The sequence below is a fragment of the Mycobacterium kyorinense genome (genome assembly GCF_001672775.1).
GTDB classification, from domain to species: domain Bacteria; phylum Actinomycetota; class Actinomycetes; order Mycobacteriales; family Mycobacteriaceae; genus Mycobacterium; species Mycobacterium kyorinense_A.
The window spans coordinates 17796-39298 of the sequence record NZ_LZKJ01000200.1 but is presented as its reverse complement, the minus strand read 5'-3'; the positions used below and the strand labels follow the sequence as shown (position 1 = coordinate 39298).

22 protein-coding genes are annotated in these 21503 nt (G+C 65.9%); 5 read left to right on the top strand and 17 right to left on the bottom strand.

Annotated features, from left to right (window positions below):
* Nucleotides 1–104 precede the first annotated feature (104 nt).
* Genes A5707_RS21875 through A5707_RS21855 form a run of 5 tightly spaced genes read left to right on the top strand, consistent with a single transcriptional unit; the run spans nt 105 to nt 4213 of the window.
* Entirely contained in the window at nt 105–1049 is a 945-nt protein-coding gene (locus A5707_RS21875; protein WP_065016648.1) for a DUF4129 domain-containing protein, read from the top strand.
* Nucleotides 1046–1528 (top strand): hypothetical protein, encoded by a 483-nt coding sequence (locus tag A5707_RS21870; RefSeq protein ID WP_065016525.1) that lies wholly within the window; start codon nt 1046–1048, stop codon nt 1526–1528. The genes A5707_RS21875 and A5707_RS21870 overlap by 4 nt, the downstream gene beginning before the upstream one ends.
* On the top strand, nt 1525–2505 hold the full coding sequence (locus A5707_RS21865; protein ID WP_065016524.1) for an AAA family ATPase: 981 nt from the start codon (nt 1525–1527) through the stop codon (nt 2503–2505). The genes A5707_RS21870 and A5707_RS21865 overlap by 4 nt, the downstream gene beginning before the upstream one ends.
* Nucleotides 2502–3755: a DUF58 domain-containing protein gene (locus tag A5707_RS21860; protein ID WP_065016523.1), complete on the top strand. Its 1254-nt coding sequence runs from the start codon at nt 2502–2504 to the stop codon at nt 3753–3755. The genes A5707_RS21865 and A5707_RS21860 overlap by 4 nt, the downstream gene beginning before the upstream one ends.
* The gene (locus A5707_RS21855; protein ID WP_065016522.1) at nt 3752–4213 is read left to right on the top strand and encodes a hypothetical protein; all 462 of its coding nucleotides are present in this window, start codon (nt 3752–3754) and stop codon (nt 4211–4213) included. The genes A5707_RS21860 and A5707_RS21855 overlap by 4 nt, the downstream gene beginning before the upstream one ends.
* Before the next feature lie 14 nt (nt 4214–4227).
* Here A5707_RS21855 and A5707_RS21850 read toward each other — a convergent pair whose 3' ends face one another.
* The 17 genes from A5707_RS21850 to A5707_RS21770 all read right to left on the bottom strand — a co-directional run bounded on the left by A5707_RS21850 (nt 4228) and on the right by A5707_RS21770 (nt 21484).
* Nucleotides 4228–4989 (bottom strand): enoyl-CoA hydratase, encoded by a 762-nt coding sequence (locus tag A5707_RS21850; RefSeq protein ID WP_065016521.1) that lies wholly within the window; start codon nt 4987–4989, stop codon nt 4228–4230.
* Nucleotides 4986–6572 (bottom strand): NADH-quinone oxidoreductase subunit NuoN, encoded by a 1587-nt coding sequence (gene nuoN, locus A5707_RS21845; protein ID WP_065016520.1) that lies wholly within the window; start codon nt 6570–6572, stop codon nt 4986–4988. The genes A5707_RS21850 and nuoN overlap by 4 nt, the downstream gene beginning before the upstream one ends.
* The gene (locus tag A5707_RS21840; protein WP_065016519.1) at nt 6569–8143 is read right to left on the bottom strand and encodes an NADH-quinone oxidoreductase subunit M; all 1575 of its coding nucleotides are present in this window, start codon (nt 8141–8143) and stop codon (nt 6569–6571) included. Before A5707_RS21840 ends, nuoN begins: the two co-directional genes overlap by 4 nt.
* A complete protein-coding gene (nuoL, locus tag A5707_RS21835) occupies nt 8140–10026 on the bottom strand; it encodes an NADH-quinone oxidoreductase subunit L (protein ID WP_065016518.1) in 1887 nt (628 codons plus the stop codon). The genes A5707_RS21840 and nuoL overlap by 4 nt, the downstream gene beginning before the upstream one ends.
* 1 nt (nt 10027) lies before the next feature.
* Nucleotides 10028–10327: an NADH-quinone oxidoreductase subunit NuoK gene (nuoK, locus tag A5707_RS21830; RefSeq protein ID WP_065016647.1), complete on the bottom strand. Its 300-nt coding sequence runs from the start codon at nt 10325–10327 to the stop codon at nt 10028–10030.
* Between the two features lie 76 nt (nt 10328–10403).
* On the bottom strand, nt 10404–11156 hold the full coding sequence (locus tag A5707_RS21825; protein WP_065016517.1) for an NADH-quinone oxidoreductase subunit J: 753 nt from the start codon (nt 11154–11156) through the stop codon (nt 10404–10406).
* Nucleotides 11153–11686 carry an NADH-quinone oxidoreductase subunit NuoI gene (gene nuoI, locus A5707_RS21820; RefSeq protein ID WP_065016516.1) on the bottom strand — a complete coding sequence of 178 codons (534 nt, stop codon included), beginning with the start codon at nt 11684–11686 and terminating at the stop codon, nt 11153–11155. The genes A5707_RS21825 and nuoI overlap by 4 nt, the downstream gene beginning before the upstream one ends.
* The gene (gene nuoH / locus A5707_RS21815; protein ID WP_065016515.1) at nt 11670–12926 is read right to left on the bottom strand and encodes an NADH-quinone oxidoreductase subunit NuoH; all 1257 of its coding nucleotides are present in this window, start codon (nt 12924–12926) and stop codon (nt 11670–11672) included. The genes nuoI and nuoH overlap by 17 nt, the downstream gene beginning before the upstream one ends.
* A complete protein-coding gene (locus A5707_RS21810; RefSeq protein WP_065016514.1) occupies nt 12923–15319 on the bottom strand; it encodes an NADH-quinone oxidoreductase subunit G in 2397 nt (798 codons plus the stop codon). The genes nuoH and A5707_RS21810 overlap by 4 nt, the downstream gene beginning before the upstream one ends.
* A complete protein-coding gene (gene nuoF, locus A5707_RS21805) occupies nt 15316–16641 on the bottom strand; it encodes an NADH-quinone oxidoreductase subunit NuoF (protein ID WP_065016513.1) in 1326 nt (441 codons plus the stop codon). Before nuoF ends, A5707_RS21810 begins: the two co-directional genes overlap by 4 nt.
* Nucleotides 16638–17390: an NADH-quinone oxidoreductase subunit NuoE gene (gene nuoE, locus A5707_RS21800; RefSeq protein WP_065016512.1), complete on the bottom strand. Its 753-nt coding sequence runs from the start codon at nt 17388–17390 to the stop codon at nt 16638–16640. Before nuoE ends, nuoF begins: the two co-directional genes overlap by 4 nt.
* A complete protein-coding gene (nuoD, locus tag A5707_RS21795; protein WP_065016511.1) occupies nt 17387–18691 on the bottom strand; it encodes an NADH dehydrogenase (quinone) subunit D in 1305 nt (434 codons plus the stop codon). Before nuoD ends, nuoE begins: the two co-directional genes overlap by 4 nt.
* Nucleotides 18691–19419, bottom strand: a complete 729-nt coding sequence (locus A5707_RS21790; RefSeq protein WP_065016510.1) for an NADH-quinone oxidoreductase subunit C — start codon at nt 19417–19419, stop codon at nt 18691–18693. Before A5707_RS21790 ends, nuoD begins: the two co-directional genes overlap by 1 nt.
* Nucleotides 19416–19970, bottom strand: coding sequence for a NuoB/complex I 20 kDa subunit family protein (locus A5707_RS21785; RefSeq protein ID WP_065016509.1), 555 nt, complete (start codon nt 19968–19970; stop codon nt 19416–19418). Before A5707_RS21785 ends, A5707_RS21790 begins: the two co-directional genes overlap by 4 nt.
* Nucleotides 19971–19978: 8 nt before the next feature.
* On the bottom strand, nt 19979–20356 hold the full coding sequence (locus A5707_RS21780; protein ID WP_065016508.1) for an NADH-quinone oxidoreductase subunit A: 378 nt from the start codon (nt 20354–20356) through the stop codon (nt 19979–19981).
* Nucleotides 20357–20531: 175 nt separating this feature from the next.
* Nucleotides 20532–20930, bottom strand: coding sequence for a response regulator transcription factor (locus A5707_RS21775; protein ID WP_065016646.1), 399 nt, complete (start codon nt 20928–20930; stop codon nt 20532–20534).
* 20 nt (nt 20931–20950) lie between these two features.
* Nucleotides 20951–21484 carry a YceI family protein gene (locus A5707_RS21770; protein WP_065016507.1) on the bottom strand — a complete coding sequence of 178 codons (534 nt, stop codon included), beginning with the start codon at nt 21482–21484 and terminating at the stop codon, nt 20951–20953.
* Between the last annotated feature and the right edge of the window lie 19 nt (nt 21485–21503).

The window sequence follows — 21503 nt, the reverse complement described above, 5'->3', positions numbered from 1 at the left end:
CTAGCCCGACTGGCGCGTTTGCTGGCGGCAGTAGCGGGCGCCGTGCCAGGATGAGGCCAGCCCATGCCGCAACAGCGGCAGGCAACCGGTCGAGTGGTGTGCCGATGCCCGTGATCGACAAGGCGACAGGCCGCGTCGTCGCCGTGATCGTGCTCTTGATCGTCGTGGCCGCGGCGTTGCACGGATATCTGCCCGGCGTCGAACGCGCGCCGCGGCACGAGCCGCCGCGCGGTTCGGCCTCGCTGCTGTATGTGCTGGCACTGCTGGCCATCTCGCTGGTGATCGTCGGTGCGGCCGTCATCGCCCGACTCCGTGATCCGCGCACGCCGGCCACCAGTGCCGGCAATCTGCCCGACCGATTCGGCGGCGGCGCCGGACGGCCCGGCTGGCGGATACTGCTGATCGGAGCCGCGGTGCTCGTCGGGTGGCTACTGCTGGTGTGGCTGTTGACGCGGTTTTTCGGGCCATCCGGTGTTGGGCAGCTTCCGGACACGACCGCGCCGAACACCCAGCTGCCGACCGGTGAGACCGTGCCACCGCCTGAACAGCCGCGGGAGCCGGACTCTGACGAAGACGTGCTGGGTTACCTCGTCGTGAGCACGGTGGCGCTCCTGGTGTTACTCGTCGGTGGCGGAGTCGTCGCCGCCCGACGACGGCGCGGCACCGCACCCCGCATTGCGCCTGTCGAAACGGCCGAGCCGCCTGTTTCCACCGCAGCCTCCGAAACGCTTGTCCGCGCAGCCGAAGTCGGCCTCAGCGAGGTCGGCGATCTGAGCCGCGAACCGCGAGAAGCGATCATCGCGTGTTACGCGGCGATGGAGCGCGAACTGGCCAAAGTACCCGACGCTGCGCCGCAGGAATTCGACACGCCCACCGAAGTGCTGGCCCGGGCCGTCGAACATCGTGCGCTGCATGCCGATAACGCCGCCCAGCTCGTCCAGCTGTTCGCCGAGGCGCGGTTCAGTCGGCATGTGATGAACGAGGGTCATCGCCAGACCGCGGCAGATGTGCTGCAGTTGGTTCTCGCCGAATTGCGGAGCCTGGTATGAAACGCCTGGCGGTCTTGAGTGTGTGCGTGGTCGTCGCGGTAGAGGCGGTGATGTTGGTGCTGCCCGATCGTCGACTCGTGTTGTGGGCGTCCGGGGTGGCGGTGGCGTTGGCGGTGGTCAATATTCGTCGGTTCATCGGTCACCAGGACGAGTCCACGCGTGTCGCTGCCGGCAATGAGCTGGGGGAGTCGTTGCGCAGCTGGCTAACTCGCACCGAGACGTTGATCCGGTGGTCGGAATCCAACCGGGCAGACTGGGATCGGCATCTGCGTCCGATTCTGGCCCGGCGGTTCGCGATCGCCACCGGGCAGAAGCAGTCCAAAGATCCGGCGGCGTTTTCTACCACCGGGCAAATGCTTTTGGGTCCGCGGCTGTGGGCATGGGTGGACCCCAACAACGTCGCGCAAACCGGCGGCAAGGAACCGGGCCCCGGCCGAGCGGCGCTCGAGGAAATTCTGCAACGGTTGGAGCAGGTATGACTGGAGGCACCGCGGGACCCACCGAGGTAACTACTGCCCGCTGCGAGGCGGTGCTCGACGAAATCGAGCGTGTGGTCGTCGGAAAGCGTTCCGCCCTCACGCTGATTCTCACCACGGTGCTGGCCCGCGGTCATGTGCTCATCGAGGATCTACCCGGCCTGGGGAAGACGCTGATCGCGCGATCGTTCGCCGCGGCGCTGGGGCTTGGCTTCACCCGCGTCCAGTTCACCCCCGATCTGCTGCCAGCCGATCTACTGGGCTCGACTGTCTACGACATGCAGTCGGGGCGCTTCGAATTCCGTTCGGGACCGATCTTTACCAATCTGCTGCTGGCCGACGAGATCAACCGGACGCCGCCCAAAACTCAAGCGGCGTTGTTGGAGGCGATGGCCGAATACCAGGTCAGCATCGACGGGCAAACGCACCGGCTCCCAACACCATTCATCGTGTTGGCCACCGACAACCCGATCGAGTACGAAGGCACCTACCCGTTGCCCGAGGCGCAGCTAGACCGGTTCGCGGTTCGCCTCGAGTTGCGTTACCTTTCCGAGCGCGACGAGGCCTCGATGCTGCGCCGTCGTCTGGACCGGGGTTCGGCCGAGCCGACGGTCAACCAGGTTGTCGACGCCCACGATCTGCTGGTGATGCGGGAATCGGTGGAACAGGTGAGCGTGCATGAAGACGTTCTGCACTATGTGGTCTCGTTGGCCGCCGCGACCCGCCACCATCCGCAGGTCGCCGTCGGCGCCAGCCCCCGCGCCGAACTCGACTTGGTGCAACTCGCGCGCGCCCGCGCGCTGTTGCTCGGACGGGATTACGTGATACCCGAAGACATCAAAGCGCTCGCCGTTCCGGCGGTGGCACACCGGATCACGCTGCGCCCCGAGATGTGGGTGCGACGGATCCAGGGTTCAGACGTCGTCGAAGAACTGTTGCGCCGCCTGCCGGTTCCGCGTGCGCGCGGTGCAACGACGTGACCCAAACCCGGCAGGTCACCTTACGGTGGCGGGCGTCGGCGCTGACGAAAGCCGTGGCCACCTGTGCCGGTGCGGCTTTGGTGGCGGCGCTGGTCGCGTCGCAGTGGCAGCTTTTGGCGTTCGCGGCGCCGCTGCTGGGCGTGCTGTGTTCGATCGGTTGGCAGCGGCAGCTGCCCAAGGTCAGGGTGCACGCCGAACCTGGCTCACTGCGCTGCTTCGAGTCCGAGCAGACCCAGCTGAGCGTGACGGCGACCACCGAAAGTCCCGGCGTCGCAGTCGATCTCACGGTGGCTGCGGTCGACGGCATGCAGCTGGCCGTGGTCGAGCGGCCCTCTGCTCAGCAACAAACCATCGCCGCCACCGCCGACCGGTGGGGCCGCTATCCGATCCGGGCCACCCTCGACGTCGTCGCGCACGGCGGGTTACTGGTCGGGTCCGCCACCGCAGATGCGGCCTACGTCAACGTCTTTCCGATAGCACCCCCGCAGCCCACGGCTCTCCCGCAGACCGAACTGCTCGACCGGCTGGGCACCCATCTCACCCGGCACATCGGCCGCGGCGTCGAATACGCCGATATCCGCGCCTACGTGCCCGGTGATCAGTTGCGCACGGTCAACTGGCCGGTGAGCGCGCGGCGCGGCAGCTTGCATGTGACCGAGCGGCTGACCGATCGGGCAGCCGACGTGGTGGTGCTCGTCGATACTTATCCACAGCCGCCAGGTCCGGCGACAGAAGCCACCGAGCGCACCGTTCGCGGCGCGGCTCAGGTGGTGCAGACCGCGTTGCGCAACGGTGATCGCACCGGCATCGTGGCGCTCGGTGGGCGGCGGCCGCGATGGCTGGGCGCCGACATCGGCCAGCGTCAGTTTTACCGGGTACTCGATACGGTGCTCGGCGAAGGCGATGAGTTCGAAACCACCACCGGCACTCTCGCACCACGCGCCGCTGTGCCGCCGGGCGCGATCGTCGTCGCATTCTCCACGTTGTTAGACACTGAATTTGCGTTGGCGCTGATCGACTTGCGCAAGCGTGGCCACGTCGTGGTGGCCGTCGACGTCCTGCAGGGCTCGCCGTTCGAGGATCGGCAGGACCCGCTGATTGGCCGACTGTGGAGTTTGCAGCGGTCGGCCATGTATCGCGACATGGCCACGATCGGTGTCGATGTGGTGGCGTGGCAGGCCGAGCACACCTTGGACCAGTCGATGCGTGCGGTTCCTGACCATCGACGCCCAGTGGCGGGGCGACGATGATCGCCCGCGCATTGTCGATCGCCTGCGGGCTGCTGATGGTGGCAGCTGTCGGGATCGGCTCGCAGGGCGCCACATTCGTCGTCACGCTCCTTGCTCTGGTTGCCGTGGCCATTGGAGCGCTGGTTCGACCGGCCGCAACACTTGCGGTGCTGCTGACGGTGATCGCCATTGTCTTGTCAAACCCCGCGCCTATGCTGGCCGCGGCGGCCGGGCTGGCGGCAGCGGCCTATCTGCTACTGCGGCACGCCGTCAGTACGGGCACCGGGCTCGAAACCTTCAGCGGGTCAGCTCTGATGGGGGCCGTTGGTTTCACGCTGGTCGGATTGGTCGCAACAGCGTTTCCCTTGCAACTGCCATGGCTGCCGTTGGCCGCGCCGTTGGCGATCTTGGCGATTTACCTGTTGGCGATCCGGCCGTTCACCGTTGATCCGGCGCCGGCGGGTGACGAGCATGGTTGATTTCGGGCGACCTGCTACCCACGGATCTGTCGGCGGTTGCGTTCGCTGATCTCGGCGTAGCGGGCACCGAGATCGGTGGTGTCCGACCGCGCACCGGAGATCGCCTGCTCGGCGGCTAACGCGGGATCGGTGAGCGCAGCCGATCCTTTGAGGTAGATCTCCTTGAGCCCGGCCATGATCGGCGCAGGAACCTCGGCGATCTGGCCGGCCAACTCGACCGCCCGGGGCAGCAGCCGCGCATGCGGGACGACCTCGGTCACCACTCCGATCTGTTCGGCCCGGGACGCGTCGACGACTTCGCCGGTCATCGACAGCCGCCGCGCCATCGCCGCGCCGACCAACTGCGGCAGCCGCGCCGTCATCCCGCCGCCGGGCAGAATACCCACTCGCGCATGGGTATCGGCGAACACCGCTCGCTCCGAGGCGATCAGGAAATCGCAGCCCAGCGCCATCTCCAGCCCACCGGTGAACACCGGGCCGTTGATCGCGCCGACAACTGGCGTGGCCATCTCGGCCACCCGGGTGATGCAGTTATGCGACTGGTACCGCTCGAAATACGCCGCGCCCTCGAGCTGCGCCTGCTTCAAGTCCACACCCGCGCAAAACGCCGGGTCAGCCCCAGTGAGGACAACCGCGCGCACCGATGCATCGGCATCGGCCTCGCATAACGCATCGTACAAAGCTTCGATCAACGCGCTGTTCAACGCGTTCCGCGCCTCGGCACGGTTCAGGGTCAGTATTCGTACCGGTCCGGCGTCGTCGCGAAGGACCGTCATTGCACAAGTTGCGCGGCCCGCTCCACCAGATCGAGCAGCGGCTGCGGGAAGACGCCGAGCCCAATGGTCACCGCAGCGCACACTGCGATCGCCGCCTTACTCCAGAAACTCGGCATCACGACCTGCAACTCTTCGGCAGGCGGCTCGGTGAAGAACATCAGCACAATCACCCGGACGTAGAAGTAGGCCGCCACCCCGCTCGCGACCACACCGATGATCACCAACGGCACCGCTCCGCCCTCGGCCGCCGCCTTGAACACCGCGAACTTGCTGACGAACCCACTGGTCAGCGGAATACCCGCGAACGCCAGCAAAAACATCGAAAACAGCAGGCCCACAACCGGATAACGCCGCCCCAGCCCGCCCCACCGGGACATGGCTGCGTTCTCTTCGCCGTTGGTGTTGCGGACCAGACCGACGACGGCGAATGCGCCGACAGTGCTGAAGCTGTAGGCGACCAGATAGAACATCGTCGAGGAGACACCCGCCGGGATGTCGGCGATCACACCGGTGAGGATGAAACCGACATGTGCCACCGACGAATACGCCAGCATGCGTTTGACGTCGGTCTGGTTGATCGCGGTGATGGTGGCGATCACCATGGTCAAAATCGAGATCGCCCACAGCACCGGCCGCCACTGGTCGTGCAGCGGCGGCATCGCGACGTAGATCACGCGCAGCAACGCGCCGAATGCCGCGACTTTGGTGGCTGCCGCCATGAACCCGGTGATCGGCGTCGGCGCGCCGTCGTACACGTCGGGGATCCAGGAGTGGAACGGTACCGCGCCGACTTTGAACAGCAAGCCCACAGCCAACAGCGCGATGCCCGTCAACGCCATCGAGTCGCCGGGCCGTGCCGCCAGCGCGTCCCGGATACCGGGAAGTGCCAGTGTGCCGGTCGCGCCATACAGCAGCGCCACGCCGTAGAGGAAGAACGCTGACGAGAATGCGCCCAGCAGAAAATATTTCAGTCCCGCCTCCTGCGACTGCAGTCGGCGGTAGCGAGCCAAGCCACACAGCAGGTACAACGGCAGCGACAGGACTTCCAGCGCGATGAACATCGTCAACAGGTCGTTGGCCGCCGGGAACACCATCATGCCGCCGACGGCCAGCATCGTCAGTGGGAAGACCTCGGTCTGGGCCACCCCGAGCCGCACCGCTTGGCGTTCGCCTGCGCTGTCGGGAATCGCGGACGCTTGCGGGGTAAACGAGTCCAGGCCGGGCGCAACCGCCGTCGCCGCGCCCGGACCCGTGGCGACATTGTTCCCGCCGCGGCGTTCAGCGATGAAGATGATGGCCATCACCGACACCAGCACGACCGTGGCCTGCAGTAACAGAGTGGGGCCGTCGATGGCCAGGGCCCGCAGCACCGCGGTATCGCCGGACGACGGAATTTTCCCGGCCACCACCACAATTGCGACGAACGCGGCGACCAGCCCACCAATCGCCAGCGTCACCTGGCCGGCGTAGCGGAACCGTCGCGGCAGGAACGCCTCGAACAGCACGCCGGTCACCGCGACGCCGAAGACGATCAGCATCGGAGAAATCAGTACGTATTCGACGCTGGGCGTGGGCATGCTCATCGATGCGGTCCTTCTGCTGTCCGCGGCTGGTGCGCAGTCCGAGCCGGCGCAGTGGGCGCCGGGTCCTGCTGTCCGATGGTGGCCATGGTGTTGCCGACCGCGGGATTGATGATGTCCAGCACCGGTTTCGGATAGAACCCGAGCACCAGCAGCAGCGCGATCAGCGGCGCGACGACGACCACTTCGCGCGGGACCAGGTCACGGATCTTTTCGTTACCTTCACGGACAGGTCCGGTCATCACGCGCTGGTAGAGCCACAGCATGTAGATCGACGACAACACCAAAGCAGTGGCACCGAACGCCGCCGCTAGCCAGTAGCGATTGAAAGTGCCGACCAGGACCAAGAATTCGCTGATGAACGGCGCCAATCCCGGTAGCGACAACGTTGCCATTGCCGCGACCAGGAAGGTTCCGGCCAATACCGGGGCCACCTTCTGCACGCCGCCGAAGGCGCTGATCGACCGGGTGCCGCGGCGCGAGATCAGGAATCCCGCGATCAGGAACACCGCGGCGGTGGACAGGCCGTGATTGACCATGTACAGCGTCGACCCGCTCTGGCCCTGACTGGTCATCACGAAGATGCCGAGGATGATGAAACCGAAGTGGGAGATCGATGTGTAGGCGATCAAGCGCATGATGTCGGTCTGGCCGATCGCCACGATCGCGCCGTAGACCACGCCGATCACCGCCAGTACGACGATCACTGGCCGGAAATAGGTTGACGCGTCGGGGAAGAGCTGCAGGCAGTAGCGCAGCATGCCGAACGTGCCGACCTTGTCCATCACCGCCATCATCAGCACCGCGGTCGCCGGGGTGGATTCCACCGCCGCATCGGGCAGCCACCGGTGGAACGGCCACAACGGCGCCTTGATCGCGAACGCGAACATGAAACCAAGGAACAGCGCCTTGAGCACGGCAGGGTCGACAACCGAGGAACCCGGTGAGAATGCGGCGACGATCTCCCGGAAATCGAACGTCCCGGCGCCGTGCTGGGCGGTCACCACATACACCCCGATGACGGCCGCCAACATGATCAGGCCGCCGAATAGGTTGTACAGCAAGAATTTCACCGCGGCGCGGGACCGGTGCGCCCCTTCCCCGAACCCGCCGATCATGAAGTACATCGGGATGAGCATGGCCTCGAAGAACACGTAGAACAGCAGCACGTCGAGGGAGACCAACGAGATCAGCACCATCGACTCGACGGTCAATGTCAGCGCGACGTAGCCGTGCGGTCCCCGGCTGCGCTCACCACCATCGTTCCAGCCGGCCAGCATCAGCAGCGGCACCAGCCCCGCGGTGAGCAGCACCAGCACCACCGCGATACCATCCACCCCGAGGGTGTAGCCGGCACCGAATGCCGGTATCCATTGGCGGGATTCGAGGAACTGATAGGGCGCACCACCGGTATCGAATCCGGCGGTGATCACAATCGCCACCGCCAACGCTGCCAGTGCCACCGCCAGCCCGAACCATTTGGCGAATTGCCGCCACCCGGGTGGCATGACGATGACCAGCACCGCGCCGGCCAACGGCAGCAGCCACAGCAGCGAAAGCCAGGGGAAGCTCATGCCCACAGTTGCACCGCCAGGATTCCGGCGGCAACCAGTGCCGCACCCACGAACATCGACAACGCGTAGGAGCGGGCGAACCCGGTCTGCAAGCCGCGCAGCCGATCTGAGGTCCGGCTGACCAGCGCGGCCAGCGCGTTGACCGAGCCGTCTACACCGGCGTTGTCGACTTCGACCAGCGCGCGGGTCAATTGCCCACCGGGCCGCATGAACACCTCCTCGTTGAACGCGTCGCCGTAGAGGTCGTTACGTGCGGCCGCCGTCAGCGCAGAGACATCGGCGGGCGCGGTCGCGGGGACAGGCCGCCTGCCGTACATCCGGTAGGCAACCCCGACACCGACGAGCACGATGATCAGGGTCACCGAGGTGGTCACCCACACCGGGGCGACATGAGCGCCCTCATGGACACCCACAACCGGTTCGAGCCAGTCCTGCAGGGTGCCGCCCACGGCCAGCAGGCCCCCGGAGAACACCGAGCCGACCGCCAGCAGGATCATCGGCCACACCATCACCGCCGGCGCCTCATGCGGATGCGCATCGTCGGCCCAACGCTTTTCGCCGGCGAACGTCATCAGCATCACCCGGGTCATGTAGAACGCGGTGATGCCGGCGCCCAACACCGCCGCCGCACCGAGGATCGCGCCGCGGACCCCGCCGGCGGCCAGGGCGGCCTCGATGATGGCGTCCTTGGAGAAGAAGCCCGCAAACGGAGGTATCCCGATGATCGCCAGATAGCCGAGTCCGAAGGTGGCGAAGGTGATCGGCAGCAGAGACCGCAGCGCGCCGTAGCGGCGCATGTCCTGCTCGTCGTCCATCGCGTGGATCACCGAGCCGGAGCCGAGGAACAGCCCGGCCTTGAAGAAGCCGTGGGTGAGCAGATGCAGGATCGCGAAGGCGTATCCGGCCGGCCCGAGTCCGGCGGCCAGCACCATGTAGCCGATCTGGCTGATCGTCGATGCCGCCAGCGCGCGCTTGATGTCGTCTTTGGCGCAGCCAACGATCGCGCCGAACAGCAGCGTCGCCGCGCCGACGATCACCACCGCCAATTGCGCGTCCGGAGAAAGGTTGTAAAGCGGATTGGACCGCACGATCAGATACACCCCGGCGGTCACCATCGTCGCGGCGTGGATCAGCGCGGAAACCGGGGTGGGCCCCTCCATGGCGTCGAACAACCAGGCCTGCACCGGGATCTGTGCGGACTTGGCGCAGGCGCCCAGCAGCAATAGCAGTCCGATCGCGGTCAGCATGCCGCGACTGGCGCCGTCAGCCGCAGCAAAAACCCCGTCGAATTGCAGCGTGCCGAAGGAGGCGAACATGGCGAACATGGCCAGCGACAGCCCGATGTCGCCGACCCGGTTCATCACGAACGCCTTCTTGCCCGCAGTGGCTGCGACCGGCCGCTGGTACCAGAAGCCGATCAGCAGGTAGGACGCCAGGCCCACGCCTTCCCAGCCGACGTAGAGGCCCAGATAGTTATCGGCCACCACCAACAGCAGCATCGCCGCCACGAACAGGTTGAGGTAAGCGAAAAACCTTCTGCGGTCAGGGTCTTCGGCCATGTAGCCGATCGAGTAGATGTGGATCAGCGAGCCGACCCCGCTGATCAGCAGCACGAAGCAGATCGACAACTGGTCGATCTGCAGTCCGAAGTCGACCTGCAACCCACCGACCGGCACCCAGCTGAACAGATTCGGGTGGATCGCCCGGTCGTGGCCGGGCCGGCCGAGCAACTCTGTCAGCAGCGCTACACCCATGCCGAACGAGGCGAGCACGGTCGCGCAGCCCAGCAGATGCCCCCACCGGTCGGTGCGCCGACCGCCGAGCAGCAGGAGCAATGCGCCGGCCGCCGGCAGGGCTACGAGCAGCCAGGTCAGATGTGTCATATCAACCCTTGAGCAGGTTGGCGTCGTCGACCGAAGCCGACCGGCGGGCACGGAAAATCGTCATGATGATGGCCAGGCCGACAACGACTTCGCAGGCGGCGACCACCATCGTGAAGAACGCGACCATCTGGCCGTCGAGGCGGCCGTGCATGCGCGCGAAGGTGACGAACGCCAGGTTGACGGCGTTGAGCATCAGTTCGACACACATGAACATCACGATCGCGTTGCGCCGCAACAAGACACCGGCGGCCCCGATGGTGAACAGCAGCGCCGAGAGATACAGGTAATTCTCGGGGTTCATTTGCGCCACTCCTCTCCCCCGCAAGCGGGAGGTGCCCCCACATCGCTCTTTTGCTCTGCATCGTCGTCGGCGCAGTTCATTGGCGGGCTCCGTTCCCAGAACCGTTAGGCGTGCGCTGCTCCAATATCGGCGGCACCGACAGCTTCGAGTAGGAGCCGTCGGGTAGCAGGGCGGCGACGTCGACGGCGTTGTGCCGGGCATAGACGCCGGGGCCGGGTAGCGGCGTGGGGTATCCGCCGCTGCGGAACCGTTCGATCGACAGTTCGCGCTGAGATTTACGGCGCTCGAACCGTTCACGATGCGCCAGCACCATTGCCCCGACGGCCGCGGTGATCAACAGTGCGCTGGTCAACTCGAACGCCCACAGGTAGCGCGAGAAGATCAGCGTCGCCAGGCCCTCGACGTTGCCGCCGGCGTTGGCCTGGGTCAGCCCGGCGAACCCGCCGGTGGCCACGCTGCCGATGCCCGCGATCAGCACGATCCCGAATCCAAGACCGGCCACCACCGCGGCAACCCGTTGCCCGCGCAGCGTTTCCACCAGCGACTCCGCCGAATCGACCCCGATCAGCATCAGCACGAACAAGAACAGCATCATCACCGCGCCGGTGTAGACCACCACCTGGACCACACCGAGGAACAACGCGTCCTGCGTCATGTAGAAGATCGCCAGGATGATCATGGTCAACGCCAAGAACATCGCCGAATACACCGCGTTGGCGGCCATCACCACGCCCAGCGCGCCGATCAGCGCCAGCGCTCCGAGCACCCAGAACATCACCGCCTCACCGGTGGAAGTGCGGGTGATCGCATCAGCCAGCAGCGTGGTCATTGGCTTGCCTCGGCGGCCGGTTTGACATTGCCGCGGTAGTAATCGAAATCGGTGGCACCGGGCGCCCGCGGATGCGGGGGCGGTTCCATGCCGGGCTGCAGCGGGGCCAGCAATCGGTCCTTCTCGTAGATCAGGTCGGCGCGGTTGTCGTCGGCCATCTCGTAGTCGTTGGTCATGGTCAGCGCGCGCGTCGGGCAGGCCTCCACGCACAGGCCGCAGCCGATGCACCGCAGGTAATTGATCTGGTAGACCCGGCCGTAGCGTTCACCGGGCGAATACCGTTCCTCCTCGGTGTTGTCGGCGCCCTCGACGTAGATCGCATCGGCGGGGCAGGCCCAGGCGCACAACTCGCAACCGATGCACTTCTCCAAGCCGTCTGGATACCGGTTGAGTTGGTGACGGCCGTGATACCGGGGCGCCACCGGGCCGGGGTTTTCCGGATACTCCTCGGTGATCGGCCGTTTGAACATCGTGCCGAATGTGACGCCGAACCCGGCGATGGCCTCCAAAAACTTAGGTGCCACGTGCATCCTCCTTGATCGCACCGGCGGTGACCTCGCCCGGCAGCGGCGGGGTCGGGAATCGTGGTTCCGCTTCGGCGATTTCGTGCAGCGGCTGGCGCTGCTTCCGCTCGACTTCACGGGTTTCCAAGCCGGACAGCGGTCTTCGCAGATACAGCAGCAAACCGAAGGCGACGACGACGCTGGCGATCACCAATACCGCAGTCCAGTGCTGGTAACCGTCATTGCGCAGAGTGCGGATGACCGCGGCGACCATCACCCAGAGCAGCGATACCGGAATCAGGCATTTCCAGCCCAGCGCCATGAACTGGTCGTAGCGCAGCCGCGGCAGCGTGGCCCGCAGCCAGAAGTAGACGAACAAGAAGGTCCACACTTTGGCGGTGAACCACAGCACCGGCCACCAGCCGCTGTTGGCGCCGGCCCACATGTTCAGCGGCCAGGGCGCATGCCAGCCGCCGAAGAACAGCGTCGCCGCCAACGCCGACACAGTGGTCATGTTGATGTACTCGGCCAGATAGAACATCGCGAACTTCAACGACGAGTACTCGGTGTGGAAGCCGGCAACCAATTCGCCCTCGGCCTCCGGCAAGTCGAAGGGCGCGCGGTTGGTTTCGCCGACCATCGACACCAGATAGACCAGGAACGACGGCAGCAGTAAAAACACGAACCAGACGCGGTCCTGCGCGGCCACGATCTGCGACGTCGACATGGTCCCGGCGTAGAGGAACACCGTCGCGAACGACAGGCCCATCGCGACTTCGTAGGAGATCACCTGGGCGGTGGAACGCACCCCGCCGAGCAGCGGGTAGGTCGAACCCGATGCCCAGCCGGCCAACACGATGCCGTACACCCCGATCGACGACAACGCCAGGATGAACAGCACGGCCACCGGAAGGTCGGTCAGCTGCAACATTGTTCGGTGACCGAACACCGACACTTGCGGGCCGAACGGGATGAAAGCAAACGCGGTGATCGCCGGGACGGTCGAGATGATCGGCGCCAGTAGAAACACCGCGCGGTCGATGCCGGCGGGCAGGATGGCTTCTTTGAGGGCCAGCTTGATCCCGTCGGCCAGGCTCTGCAGATAACCGCGCGGGCCGACCCGGTTGGGGCCCCACCGCAATTGCATGCGGCCCAACAACTTACGTTCGGCCAGGATCGCGATCAGCACGGTCAGCACCAGGAACGCGAAGACGGCGACGGCTTTGGCCGCGAGCAGCCACCAGGTGTCCTGTCCGAAGCCGGTCATGAGTCCACCCCAATGCCTACGAGACCGCCAACTGTTACGCCGAGCTGTCGGTGCACCGCCGAGCCTGCCGAATTCAGCGGCAGCCACACCACCCGGTCCGGCATATCGGTGACCGCCAGTGGCAAGCTGACCGAGCCACGCGGCGTGCTGACCGTGACCGGATCACCGTCGGCAGCACCGATTTCGGCTGCTGTGTCGGCCGAGAGCCGCACCACTGGCGCTCGCGCGGTCCCGGCCAGATGCGGCTCGCCGTCCTGCATGCGACCGTCGTCGAGCAGCATCCGCCAGCCCGCCAGCACCGCTTCGCCCCGACCCGGCTGCGCTGCCGCGCCCGCCGGGACATCCGGGGCCGCACCCCGGTCGCCGTCCCAGCTGCCCAACTGGCTCAGCTCCTCGCGGGCGGCAGCGACGTTCGGCAGACCGAGGTCCACCCCCATTTCGTCGGCCAGCGCGTCGAGCACGCGATGATCCGGGGTAGCGCCATCCTGCAGCGCCGCGCCGAAGCCGCGGTAGCGGCCTTCCCAGTTGACGTAGGTGCCGGACTTCTCGGCCGCCGGCGCGATCGGAAATACCACGTCGGCGCGCTCAGTCACTGCGCTGTGCCGCAGTTCCAGGCTCACGACGAAACCGGCGGCATCCAACGCGGTCAGCGCCGCATCCGGATCGGCCAGGTCGCCCGGCTCCACCCCGCCGACCAACAGCGCTCCGAGCGTCCCGTCAGCGGCAGCGGCCAGGATGCCGTCGGTGTCACGCCCTGGGTCAGAAGGCAGTTCGTCGACGTGCCAGGCGGCGCAGACCTGCGACCGGGCTTCCTGGTCGGCGACCGGCCGGCCACCGGGCAGCAGCGCGCCCAGCGCGCCGGCTTCCAGCGCACCGCGCTCACCGGCGCGGCGCGGCACCCAGGCCAGCTGCGCCCCTGTGGTGTCGGCCAGCCGCGCCGCGGCGGTCAAGCCTCCCGGCATACCGGCCAGCCGTTCCCCGACCATGATCACCGCGCCGGGCTGGCGCAGTAATTCACTGATCTCGTCGCTGATCTCGTCGAGAGCGGTCGCTTCGCCGCCGGGCACGGTCTTGACCAGTCGGCCGGACATTCGCTGCAGGCCCCGGGTGGCGAACGGTGCGACGGCGTAGACCGGCAGCTTGTGCTTGCGGGCGGCCTTGCGCAGCCGCAGGAAGACGATCGGTGATTCCTCTTCCGGCTCGAAGCCGACGAGCAGCACCACCGGTGCTGATTCCAGGTCTGCGTAGCTGACGGTGACCGGCCGGCCCGCGATCCGGGCTGCCAAGAACGCAGTCTCCTCTTGCGAGTGGGGTCGGGCGCGAAAGTCGATATCGTTGGTGCCCAACGCGATTCGGGCAAACTTGGTGTAGGCGTAGGCGTCTTCCCAGGTCATCCGGCCGCCCACCAGCACGCCCGTACGTGCTCCGGACAGCCCTTTGACCGCGGTGGCCAGCGCCTGCGTCCAGGATGCCGGCACCAGCGAGCCGTCGGCGTCGCGGACCAGGGGAGTGGTGATCCGGTCGCGCTGGGTGGCGTAGGTGAACGCCCACCGGCCTTTGTCGCAGTTCCACTCCTCGTTGACCTCGGGGTCGTCGCCGGCCAACCGGCGCAGCACCTTGCCGCGGCGGTGGTCGGTGCGCTGCGCGCATCCGGATGCGCAGTGCTCGCACACACTTGGGCTCGACACCAGGTCATACGGGCGGGCCCGGAACCGGTAGGCGGTGCCGGTCAGCGCGCCGACTGGGCAGATTTGCACGGTGTTGCCCGAGAAGTACGACTCGAACGGCTCGTTGGCATAGATGCCGACCTGCTGCAGCGCGCCGCGCTCGAGCATGTCGATGAAATTGTCACCGGCGATCTGGTTGGAGAACCGGGTGCAGCGCGCGCACAGGATGCAGCGCTCCCGGTCCAGCAGCACTTGTGAGGAGATGTTGATCGGCTTGGCGAAGGTGCGCTTGACATCGGTGAAGCGAGAGTCGGGCCGGCCGTTGGACATTGCCTGGTTCTGCAGCGGGCACTCGCCGCCCTTGTCACACATCGGGCAGTCCAGCGGATGGTTGATCAGCAGCAGCTCCATCACGCCGTGCTGGGCTTTGTCGGCGTCTTCCGAGGTGAGTTGGGTGCGCACCACCATGTCGTCGGTTGCCGCGATCGTGCACGACGCCATCGGCTTGCGCTGGCCCTCGATTTCGACCAGGCATTGCCGGCAGGCGCCGACGGGGTCCAGCAGCGGGTGATCGCAGAACCGCGGGATCTGGATGCCCATCAACTCGGCGGCGCGAATCACCAAGGTGCCCTTGGGGACACTGATCTCGGTGCCGTCGATCGTCAACGTCACCATCTCGGGCTCGGCGACGTCGCCGCCGGCTTCCGTGTCGGCCGGTTTAGTCATGCGTCCGCTCCGTTCGCCGTGAGCATGGACTTTCGCGGATCGAACGGGCAACCCCCACCCTCGACGTGGGCGATGTATTCGTCGCGGAAGTACTGGATCGACGACTTCACCGGCATCGCCGCACCATCGCCCAACGCGCAGAACGACTTTCCGAACAGAACGTCACCGATGTCGAGCAGCTTTTCCAAGTCGTCGTGAGTACCCTTTCCGGTTTCCAGCCGTTCGTAGATCTGATCCAGCCAGAACGTGCCCTCGCGGCAGGGTGTGCATTTGCCGCAGGATTCGTGTTTGTAGAACTGCGACCAGCGCCGGGCCGCGCGCACCACGCACGTCGTCTCGTCGAAGATTTCCAGGGCTTTGGTGCCCAGCATCGAGCCGGCTTCGCCCACACCCTCGTAATCCAGTGGCACGTCGAGGTGTTCGTCGGTGAGGATCGGCGTCGACGACCCGCCCGGCGTCCAGAACTTCAGCCGGTGCCCCTTGCGAACGCCACCGGCGTAGTCGAGTAGTTCGCGCAGGGTGATCCCCAGCGGCGCCTCGTACTGGCCGGGCCGGGTGACGTGCCCGGACAGCGAATACAGCGTGAAGCCAGGCGATTTCTCGCTGCCCATCGACCGGAACCAGTCGACACCGTTGAGGATGATCGGCGGCACACTGGCGATGGTTTCGACATTGTTGATCACCGTCGGGCAGGCGTAGAGCCCGGACACCGCCGGGAACGGTGGCCGCAGCCGGGGCTGGCCGCGGCGGCCCTCCAGCGAATCCAGCAACGCGGTCTCCTCGCCGCAGATGTAGGCGCCGGCGCCGGCATGCACCACCATTTCCAAGTCGTAGCCGGAACCCGCGATGTCGCTGCCGAGGAAGCCGGCCGCATAGGCCTCGGCGACCGCGTTCTGCAGGCGGCGCACCACCGGTAGCACTTCACCCCGCACGTAGATGAACGCATGGCTGGCCCGGATCGCGTAGGCGGCGATGATGCTGCCCTCGATCAACACGTGCGGGGTGGCCAGCATCAGCGGCATGTCCTTGCACGTGCCCGGTTCGGATTCGTCGGCGTTGACCACCAGATAGTGCGGCTTGGCCGCCGCGCCCTCGTCGCCCTGCGGGATGAACGACCACTTGGTGCCGGTCGAGAAACCCGCGCCGCCGCGTCCCCGCAACCCGGAGTCCTTGACGGTCTGCAAGACCTCGTCGGGCTGCGTGTCGAGCGCCTTTTGCAGCGCCTTGTACCCGTCGTGGCGGCGATAGGTGTCCAGCGTCCAAGACTCGGGGTCGTCCCAATAGCGGCTCAGCACCGGGGTCAACCGGGTTCGCGACATCATTCACCGTCCCCGGCGTTGTCGGTCGGCGGTGCTTGCATGTCGCGTTCCTGGGCGACCCGCAGACCCGCCAAAGTGGCTTCGCCCGCACCGCCCTGCCCGTCGTCGCCGCGCTGATCGGGGAAACCCGCCAGGATGCGCTCGGTCTGGCGGAACCGGCACAGTTCTGCGCCGCGGGTCGGCCGCGGCGGCTGTCCGGAGCGCAGCCCGTCGACCAGCCGGCGGGCCGACTCGGGGGTCTGGTTGTCGAAGAACTCCCAGTTGACCATCACCACCGGGGCGTAGTCGCACGCCGCGTTGCATTCCACGTGCTGCAGGGTGATCGCGCCGTCGTCGGTGGTCTGGTCGTTGTCGATGCCAAGATGCTCGGTCAGCGCGTCGAAGATGGCGTCACCGCCCATCACGGCGCACAGCGTGTTCGTGCACACCCCCACCAGGTAGTCGCCGGTGGGACCGCGGCGATACATGCTGTAGAAACTGGCCACCGCGGCGACTTCGGCGCCGGTCAGTCCGAGTTGTTCGCCGCAAAACTCCAAACCTGCTGGCGTCAAGTAAGAGTCCTCGGACTGGACCAGGTGCAGCAGCGGCAACAGCGCCGAGCGGCTGTTGGGGTAGCGGCCGATGATCTCCTTGGCGTCGACCTCCAACCGCGCGCGCACGTCCGGGGGATACGACTCGGGGGCGCCTTCGACGACGAACTGCCCGGGCTCCTCGGGCGGCGGGCCGAGTTCCAGAAAAACCCGCCCGGTCACCGGTCGACTCCGCCCATGACCGGATCGATGCTGGCGACGGCGGCGATCACGTCGGCGACCATGCCGCCCTCGCACATCGCCGCTACCGCTTGCAGATTGGTGAACGACGGGTCGCGGTAATGCACGCGGTAAGGGCGGGTACCGCCGTCGGACACCATGTGCACACCCAGCTCGCCGCGCGGGGACTCCACCGCGACGTAAACCTGGCCCGGCGGCACCCGAATGCCTTCGGTGACCAGCTTGAAATGGTGGATCAGCGCTTCCATCGAGCTGCCCATGATCTTGGCGATGTGCTCCGGTGAGTTGCCCAGCCCGTCGGGACCCACTTTCAGGTCGGCGGGCCAGGCGATCTTGCGGTCGGCCACCATGACCGGGCCGGGTTGCAGCTTGTCCAGACACTGCTCAACGATCTTCAGCGACTCTCTCATCTCTTTGACGCGAATGATGTAGCGGCCGTAGGCATCACAGGCGTCATCGGTGATCACGTCGAACTCGTAGTTCTCGTATCCGCAATACGGTTCGGCCCGGCGCAGATCGTGCGGCAATCCGGTCGAGCGCAGCACCGGACCGGTGATGCCCAGGGCCATGCAGCCGGTCAGGTCGAGGTAGCCGATGCCCTGGGTGCGGGCCTTCCAGATGTAGTTCTCGTTGAGCAGGTTCTCCAAGTCGTTGAGCCGATGACTCATCAGCGGAAGGAATTCCCGAATGTCATCGACGGCATTGGGTGGCAGATCCTGGGCCAGCCCGCCCGGGCGGATGTAGTTGTGGTTCATCCGCAATCCCGTGATCGACTCGAATAGGTTGAGCACAAGTTCGCGTTCGCGGAAGCCGAGGAACATCGCGGTCATCGCGCCCAGTTCCATGCCGCCGGTCGCCAACGCGACCAGGTGCGACGAAATTCGGTTGAGTTCCATCATCATCACGCGGATGACGTTGACCCGCTCGGGGATCTCGTCGGTGATGCCGAGCAGCTTCTCCACCCCAAGGCAGAAGGCGGTCTCGTTGAAAAACGGTGACAGGTAATCCATTCGGGTCACAAAGGTGACACCTTGGGTCCAGTAGCGGTATTCGAGATTCTTTTCGATTCCGGTGTGCAGGTAGCCGATTCCGCAGCGGGCCTCGGTGACCGTCTCGCCCTCGATCTCCAGGATCAGTCGCAGCACGCCATGAGTCGACGGATGCTGGGGACCCATGTTGACGACGATGCGGTCCCCGGGATCACCGGCGGCGCGGGCGGCTTCGACGATCTGTTCCCAGTCTTGGCCGCCGGCCATCAAGACCGTTTCGGTGGGTTCGCTCATCAGTTGTAGGCTCTCCGCTCGTCGGGCGGGGGTATTTGCGCACCCTTGTACTCGACCGGAATTCCGCCGAGTGGGTAGTCCTTGCGCTGCGGGTGACCGTGCCAGTCGTCGGGCATCTCGATGCGGGTCAGCGACGGGTGCCCGTCGAAGATGATGCCGAAGAAGTCGTAGGTCTCGCGTTCGTGCCAGTCGTTGGTGGGATAGATCGCAAACAACGACGGGATGTGCGGATCGCTGTCGGGCGCAGCCACTTCCAGCCGGACACGGCGGCCGTGGGTGATCGATTTCAACGGGTACACCGCGTGCAGTTCGCGGCCGGTCTCGTGCGGATAGTGCACACCATTGACGCCCAGGCACAGCTCGAAGCGCAGCCCCGGTTCGTCGCGAAGTCGCTGGGCGACCTTCGGCAGATGCTCGCGGCGCACGTGCAGCGTCAATTCGTCGCGGTAGACCACGACATCCTCGATCGCGTCGTCGAAGTCGACGTCGTCGTTCTTCAGCGCTTCGGCCAGCAGGTCGACGACCTCGTCGAAGTAACCACCATAGGGCCGCGGGCTGCTGCCGGGCAGCGTGACCCGGCGGACCAGTCGCCCGTAACCGGACGTGTCACCAGTGTCGGCCACGCCGAACATGCCGCGCCGCACATCGATGACCTCATCGCCGTCGGGCGGTCCGCCCACACCGGACGGCTCGCTTGTTTTGCGTGGGTCGTGCTCCGGTGAACTCATCGCAGCAGCCCGCGCATCTCGATCGTGGGCCGAGCCGCCAGCGCCGCTTCTTCGGCTTCGGCGATGGCACGTTCCCGGTTGACACCCAATGGCATTTCCTGAATCTTCTCGTGCAGCTTGAGGATTGCGTAGAGCAGCATCTCGGGGCGTGGCGGGCAGCCGGGGAGGTAGATGTCCACCGGGACGACATGATCCACGCCCTGCACGATCGCGTAGTTGTTGAACATCCCGCCCGACGATGCGCAGACCCCCATCGCCAGTACCCATTTCGGCTCGGCCATCTGGTCGTAGATCTGCCGCAAAACCGGCGCCATCTTCTGGCTGACCCGTCCGGCGACGATCATCAGATCGGCCTGCCGCGGTGTCGCCGAGAAGCGCTCCATGCCGAAGCGCGCGATGTCGAATCGCGGTGACGCCGTCGACATCATCTCGATCGCGCAGCATGCCAACCCGAAGGTCGCGGGCCACAACGAGTTCTTGCGGAAATACCCCGCCAGCGTTTCCACCGTGGTCAACAGGAAACCGCTGGGCAGCTTTTCTTCTATGCCCACGTCTTACCTCAATCCCACGTCAGGCCGCCTCGACGCCAGATATAGGCGTAGGCCACGAACACCGTGAGCATGAACACCACCATCTCGACGAGCGCAAACACGCCCAGCGCGTCGTAGGTGACCGCCCACGGGTACAGGAACACGATTTCGATGTCGAAGACGATGAACAGCATCGCGGTCAGGTAGTACTTCACCGGAAATCGCTGACCGCTGCCCGCGTGCGGGGCGTTCGCCGGCTGGTCGGTGGGTTCGATCCCGCACTCGTAAGCCTCCATCTTCGCGCGGTTGTATCGGGCCGGGCCGACGATCACCGCCACGAGCACCGAGAACACCGCAAAAGCGGTGGCAATCCCCCCGAGTACCAGGATCGGCGTGTAGAGATTCATCCCGTCGCGCTGCTCCCTCGATGGCTGTTTCGTGTGAGCTCAACCACAGCCTAGCGAGCCTGTGTGCGGCTTCGCTCAGGGGTTCAGATGTGAGCTAAGACACAACCGTTCGAGTTGGTGCAGATACGGCAGTAGCGCCGTGAAACCTCCACGGCGCTAGGCGTATTCGTTGCGGTTAGGAGACAGGTGCGCGCAGTAGACCGAGCACGGTGCGGCCCAGTCGGATGGGATCGACCGGATGCGGCACGGCGGCCTCGGCGCGCGACCAGCTGGCCAGCCAGGCATCGTCGGGGCGCCCGGTGAGCACCACGATCGGTGGGCACTGGACCACCTCGTCCTTGAGCTGCTTGGCGATGCCCATTCCGCCTTCCGGGGTTGCCTCCCCGTCGAGGATGGCCAAGTCGATCCCGCCGGCGTCGACCTGCTGGACCACCTTGGGTCCTGTCGCGACTTCCACGTAGCTCAATTCCGGCAGATCCGGGTGCAGCTGTTTGCCGAGTGCGAGCATCACGTCTTGGCGGGTTCTGGCGTTATTGCTGTACACAAGGATCCGAAGCGCGGCGGTGTCAGGCATGTGCAGATCGTATGCTGTCGTCATTTCGCCCGGACGAAGTACGCGTCGGCCGAGGCTTTCGCCGTCTGGCCGACCATGCCCATCCGATTCCAGTCCAGGTTGAACTGGGCTCGATCGACTTCCGTGTCGGCCGTGATCCGCACTGAGCCGTCGCCGAGCACGGTGACCTTGGCAGGCAGCGGCAGTGTGGCCGTGACTCCTTTGATGGTGAAGTCGGCCTGTAGGTCGGCGCCGTTGCCGGTGGTGGGTTGCACGGCGGTGATGACGACGCTGATCTCGGGGAAGCGCTCGACGTCGAAGAAATCGGCCGAGCGTAGGTGCTCGTCGCGTTTGCGGATGCCGGTGCGCAGCGAGGCGACGTCGATGTCGACGCGGCCGAAAACGGCGCCTTTGGCGGTCACCTGGCCGTCGCCGCTGGCCTCGGTGAACTGGCCTTTGACGTTGAGCAGGCCCCAGAAGTTCTTGATCTTGAAGGTGAAGGTCGAGCGGTCGGGAACCAGGTTCCACACCCCGGCGGTGTCCGGATCGCTCAGCAGTGTTTCCACGGTGGTCATCTGCGCCGCTCCTTTCCGC

What these genes read in the sequence shown, in the direction of transcription:
- A5707_RS21875 (WP_065016648.1), top strand. Translation starts at nt 105, where the DNA reads ATGCCCGTGATCGACAAGGCGACAGGCCGCGTCGTCGCCGTGATCGTG.
- A5707_RS21870 (WP_065016525.1), top strand. Translation starts at nt 1,046, where the DNA reads ATGAAACGCCTGGCGGTCTTGAGTGTGTGCGTGGTCGTCGCGGTAGAG.
- A5707_RS21865 (WP_065016524.1), top strand. Translation starts at nt 1,525, where the DNA reads ATGACTGGAGGCACCGCGGGACCCACCGAGGTAACTACTGCCCGCTGC.
- A5707_RS21855 (WP_065016522.1), top strand. Translation starts at nt 3,752, where the DNA reads ATGATCGCCCGCGCATTGTCGATCGCCTGCGGGCTGCTGATGGTGGCA.
- A5707_RS21850 (WP_065016521.1), bottom strand. Translation starts at nt 4,989, where the DNA reads ATGACGGTCCTTCGCGACGACGCCGGACCGGTACGAATACTGACCCTG.
- nuoN (WP_065016520.1), bottom strand. Translation starts at nt 6,572, where the DNA reads ATGAGCATGCCCACGCCCAGCGTCGAATACGTACTGATTTCTCCGATG.
- A5707_RS21840 (WP_065016519.1), bottom strand. Translation starts at nt 8,143, where the DNA reads ATGAGCTTCCCCTGGCTTTCGCTGCTGTGGCTGCTGCCGTTGGCCGGC.
- nuoL (WP_065016518.1), bottom strand. Translation starts at nt 10,026, where the DNA reads ATGACACATCTGACCTGGCTGCTCGTAGCCCTGCCGGCGGCCGGCGCA.
- nuoK (WP_065016647.1), bottom strand. Translation starts at nt 10,327, where the DNA reads ATGAACCCCGAGAATTACCTGTATCTCTCGGCGCTGCTGTTCACCATC.
- A5707_RS21825 (WP_065016517.1), bottom strand. Translation starts at nt 11,156, where the DNA reads ATGACCACGCTGCTGGCTGATGCGATCACCCGCACTTCCACCGGTGAG.
- nuoI (WP_065016516.1), bottom strand. Translation starts at nt 11,686, where the DNA reads ATGCACGTGGCACCTAAGTTTTTGGAGGCCATCGCCGGGTTCGGCGTC.
- nuoH (WP_065016515.1), bottom strand. Translation starts at nt 12,926, where the DNA reads ATGACCGGCTTCGGACAGGACACCTGGTGGCTGCTCGCGGCCAAAGCC.
- A5707_RS21810 (WP_065016514.1), bottom strand. Translation starts at nt 15,319, where the DNA reads ATGACTAAACCGGCCGACACGGAAGCCGGCGGCGACGTCGCCGAGCCC.
- nuoF (WP_065016513.1), bottom strand. Translation starts at nt 16,641, where the DNA reads ATGATGTCGCGAACCCGGTTGACCCCGGTGCTGAGCCGCTATTGGGAC.
- nuoD (WP_065016511.1), bottom strand. Translation starts at nt 18,691, where the DNA reads ATGAGCGAACCCACCGAAACGGTCTTGATGGCCGGCGGCCAAGACTGG.
- A5707_RS21790 (WP_065016510.1), bottom strand. Translation starts at nt 19,419, where the DNA reads ATGAGTTCACCGGAGCACGACCCACGCAAAACAAGCGAGCCGTCCGGT.
- A5707_RS21780 (WP_065016508.1), bottom strand. Translation starts at nt 20,356, where the DNA reads ATGAATCTCTACACGCCGATCCTGGTACTCGGGGGGATTGCCACCGCT.
- A5707_RS21775 (WP_065016646.1), bottom strand. Translation starts at nt 20,930, where the DNA reads ATGCCTGACACCGCCGCGCTTCGGATCCTTGTGTACAGCAATAACGCC.
- A5707_RS21770 (WP_065016507.1), bottom strand. Translation starts at nt 21,484, where the DNA reads ATGACCACCGTGGAAACACTGCTGAGCGATCCGGACACCGCCGGGGTG.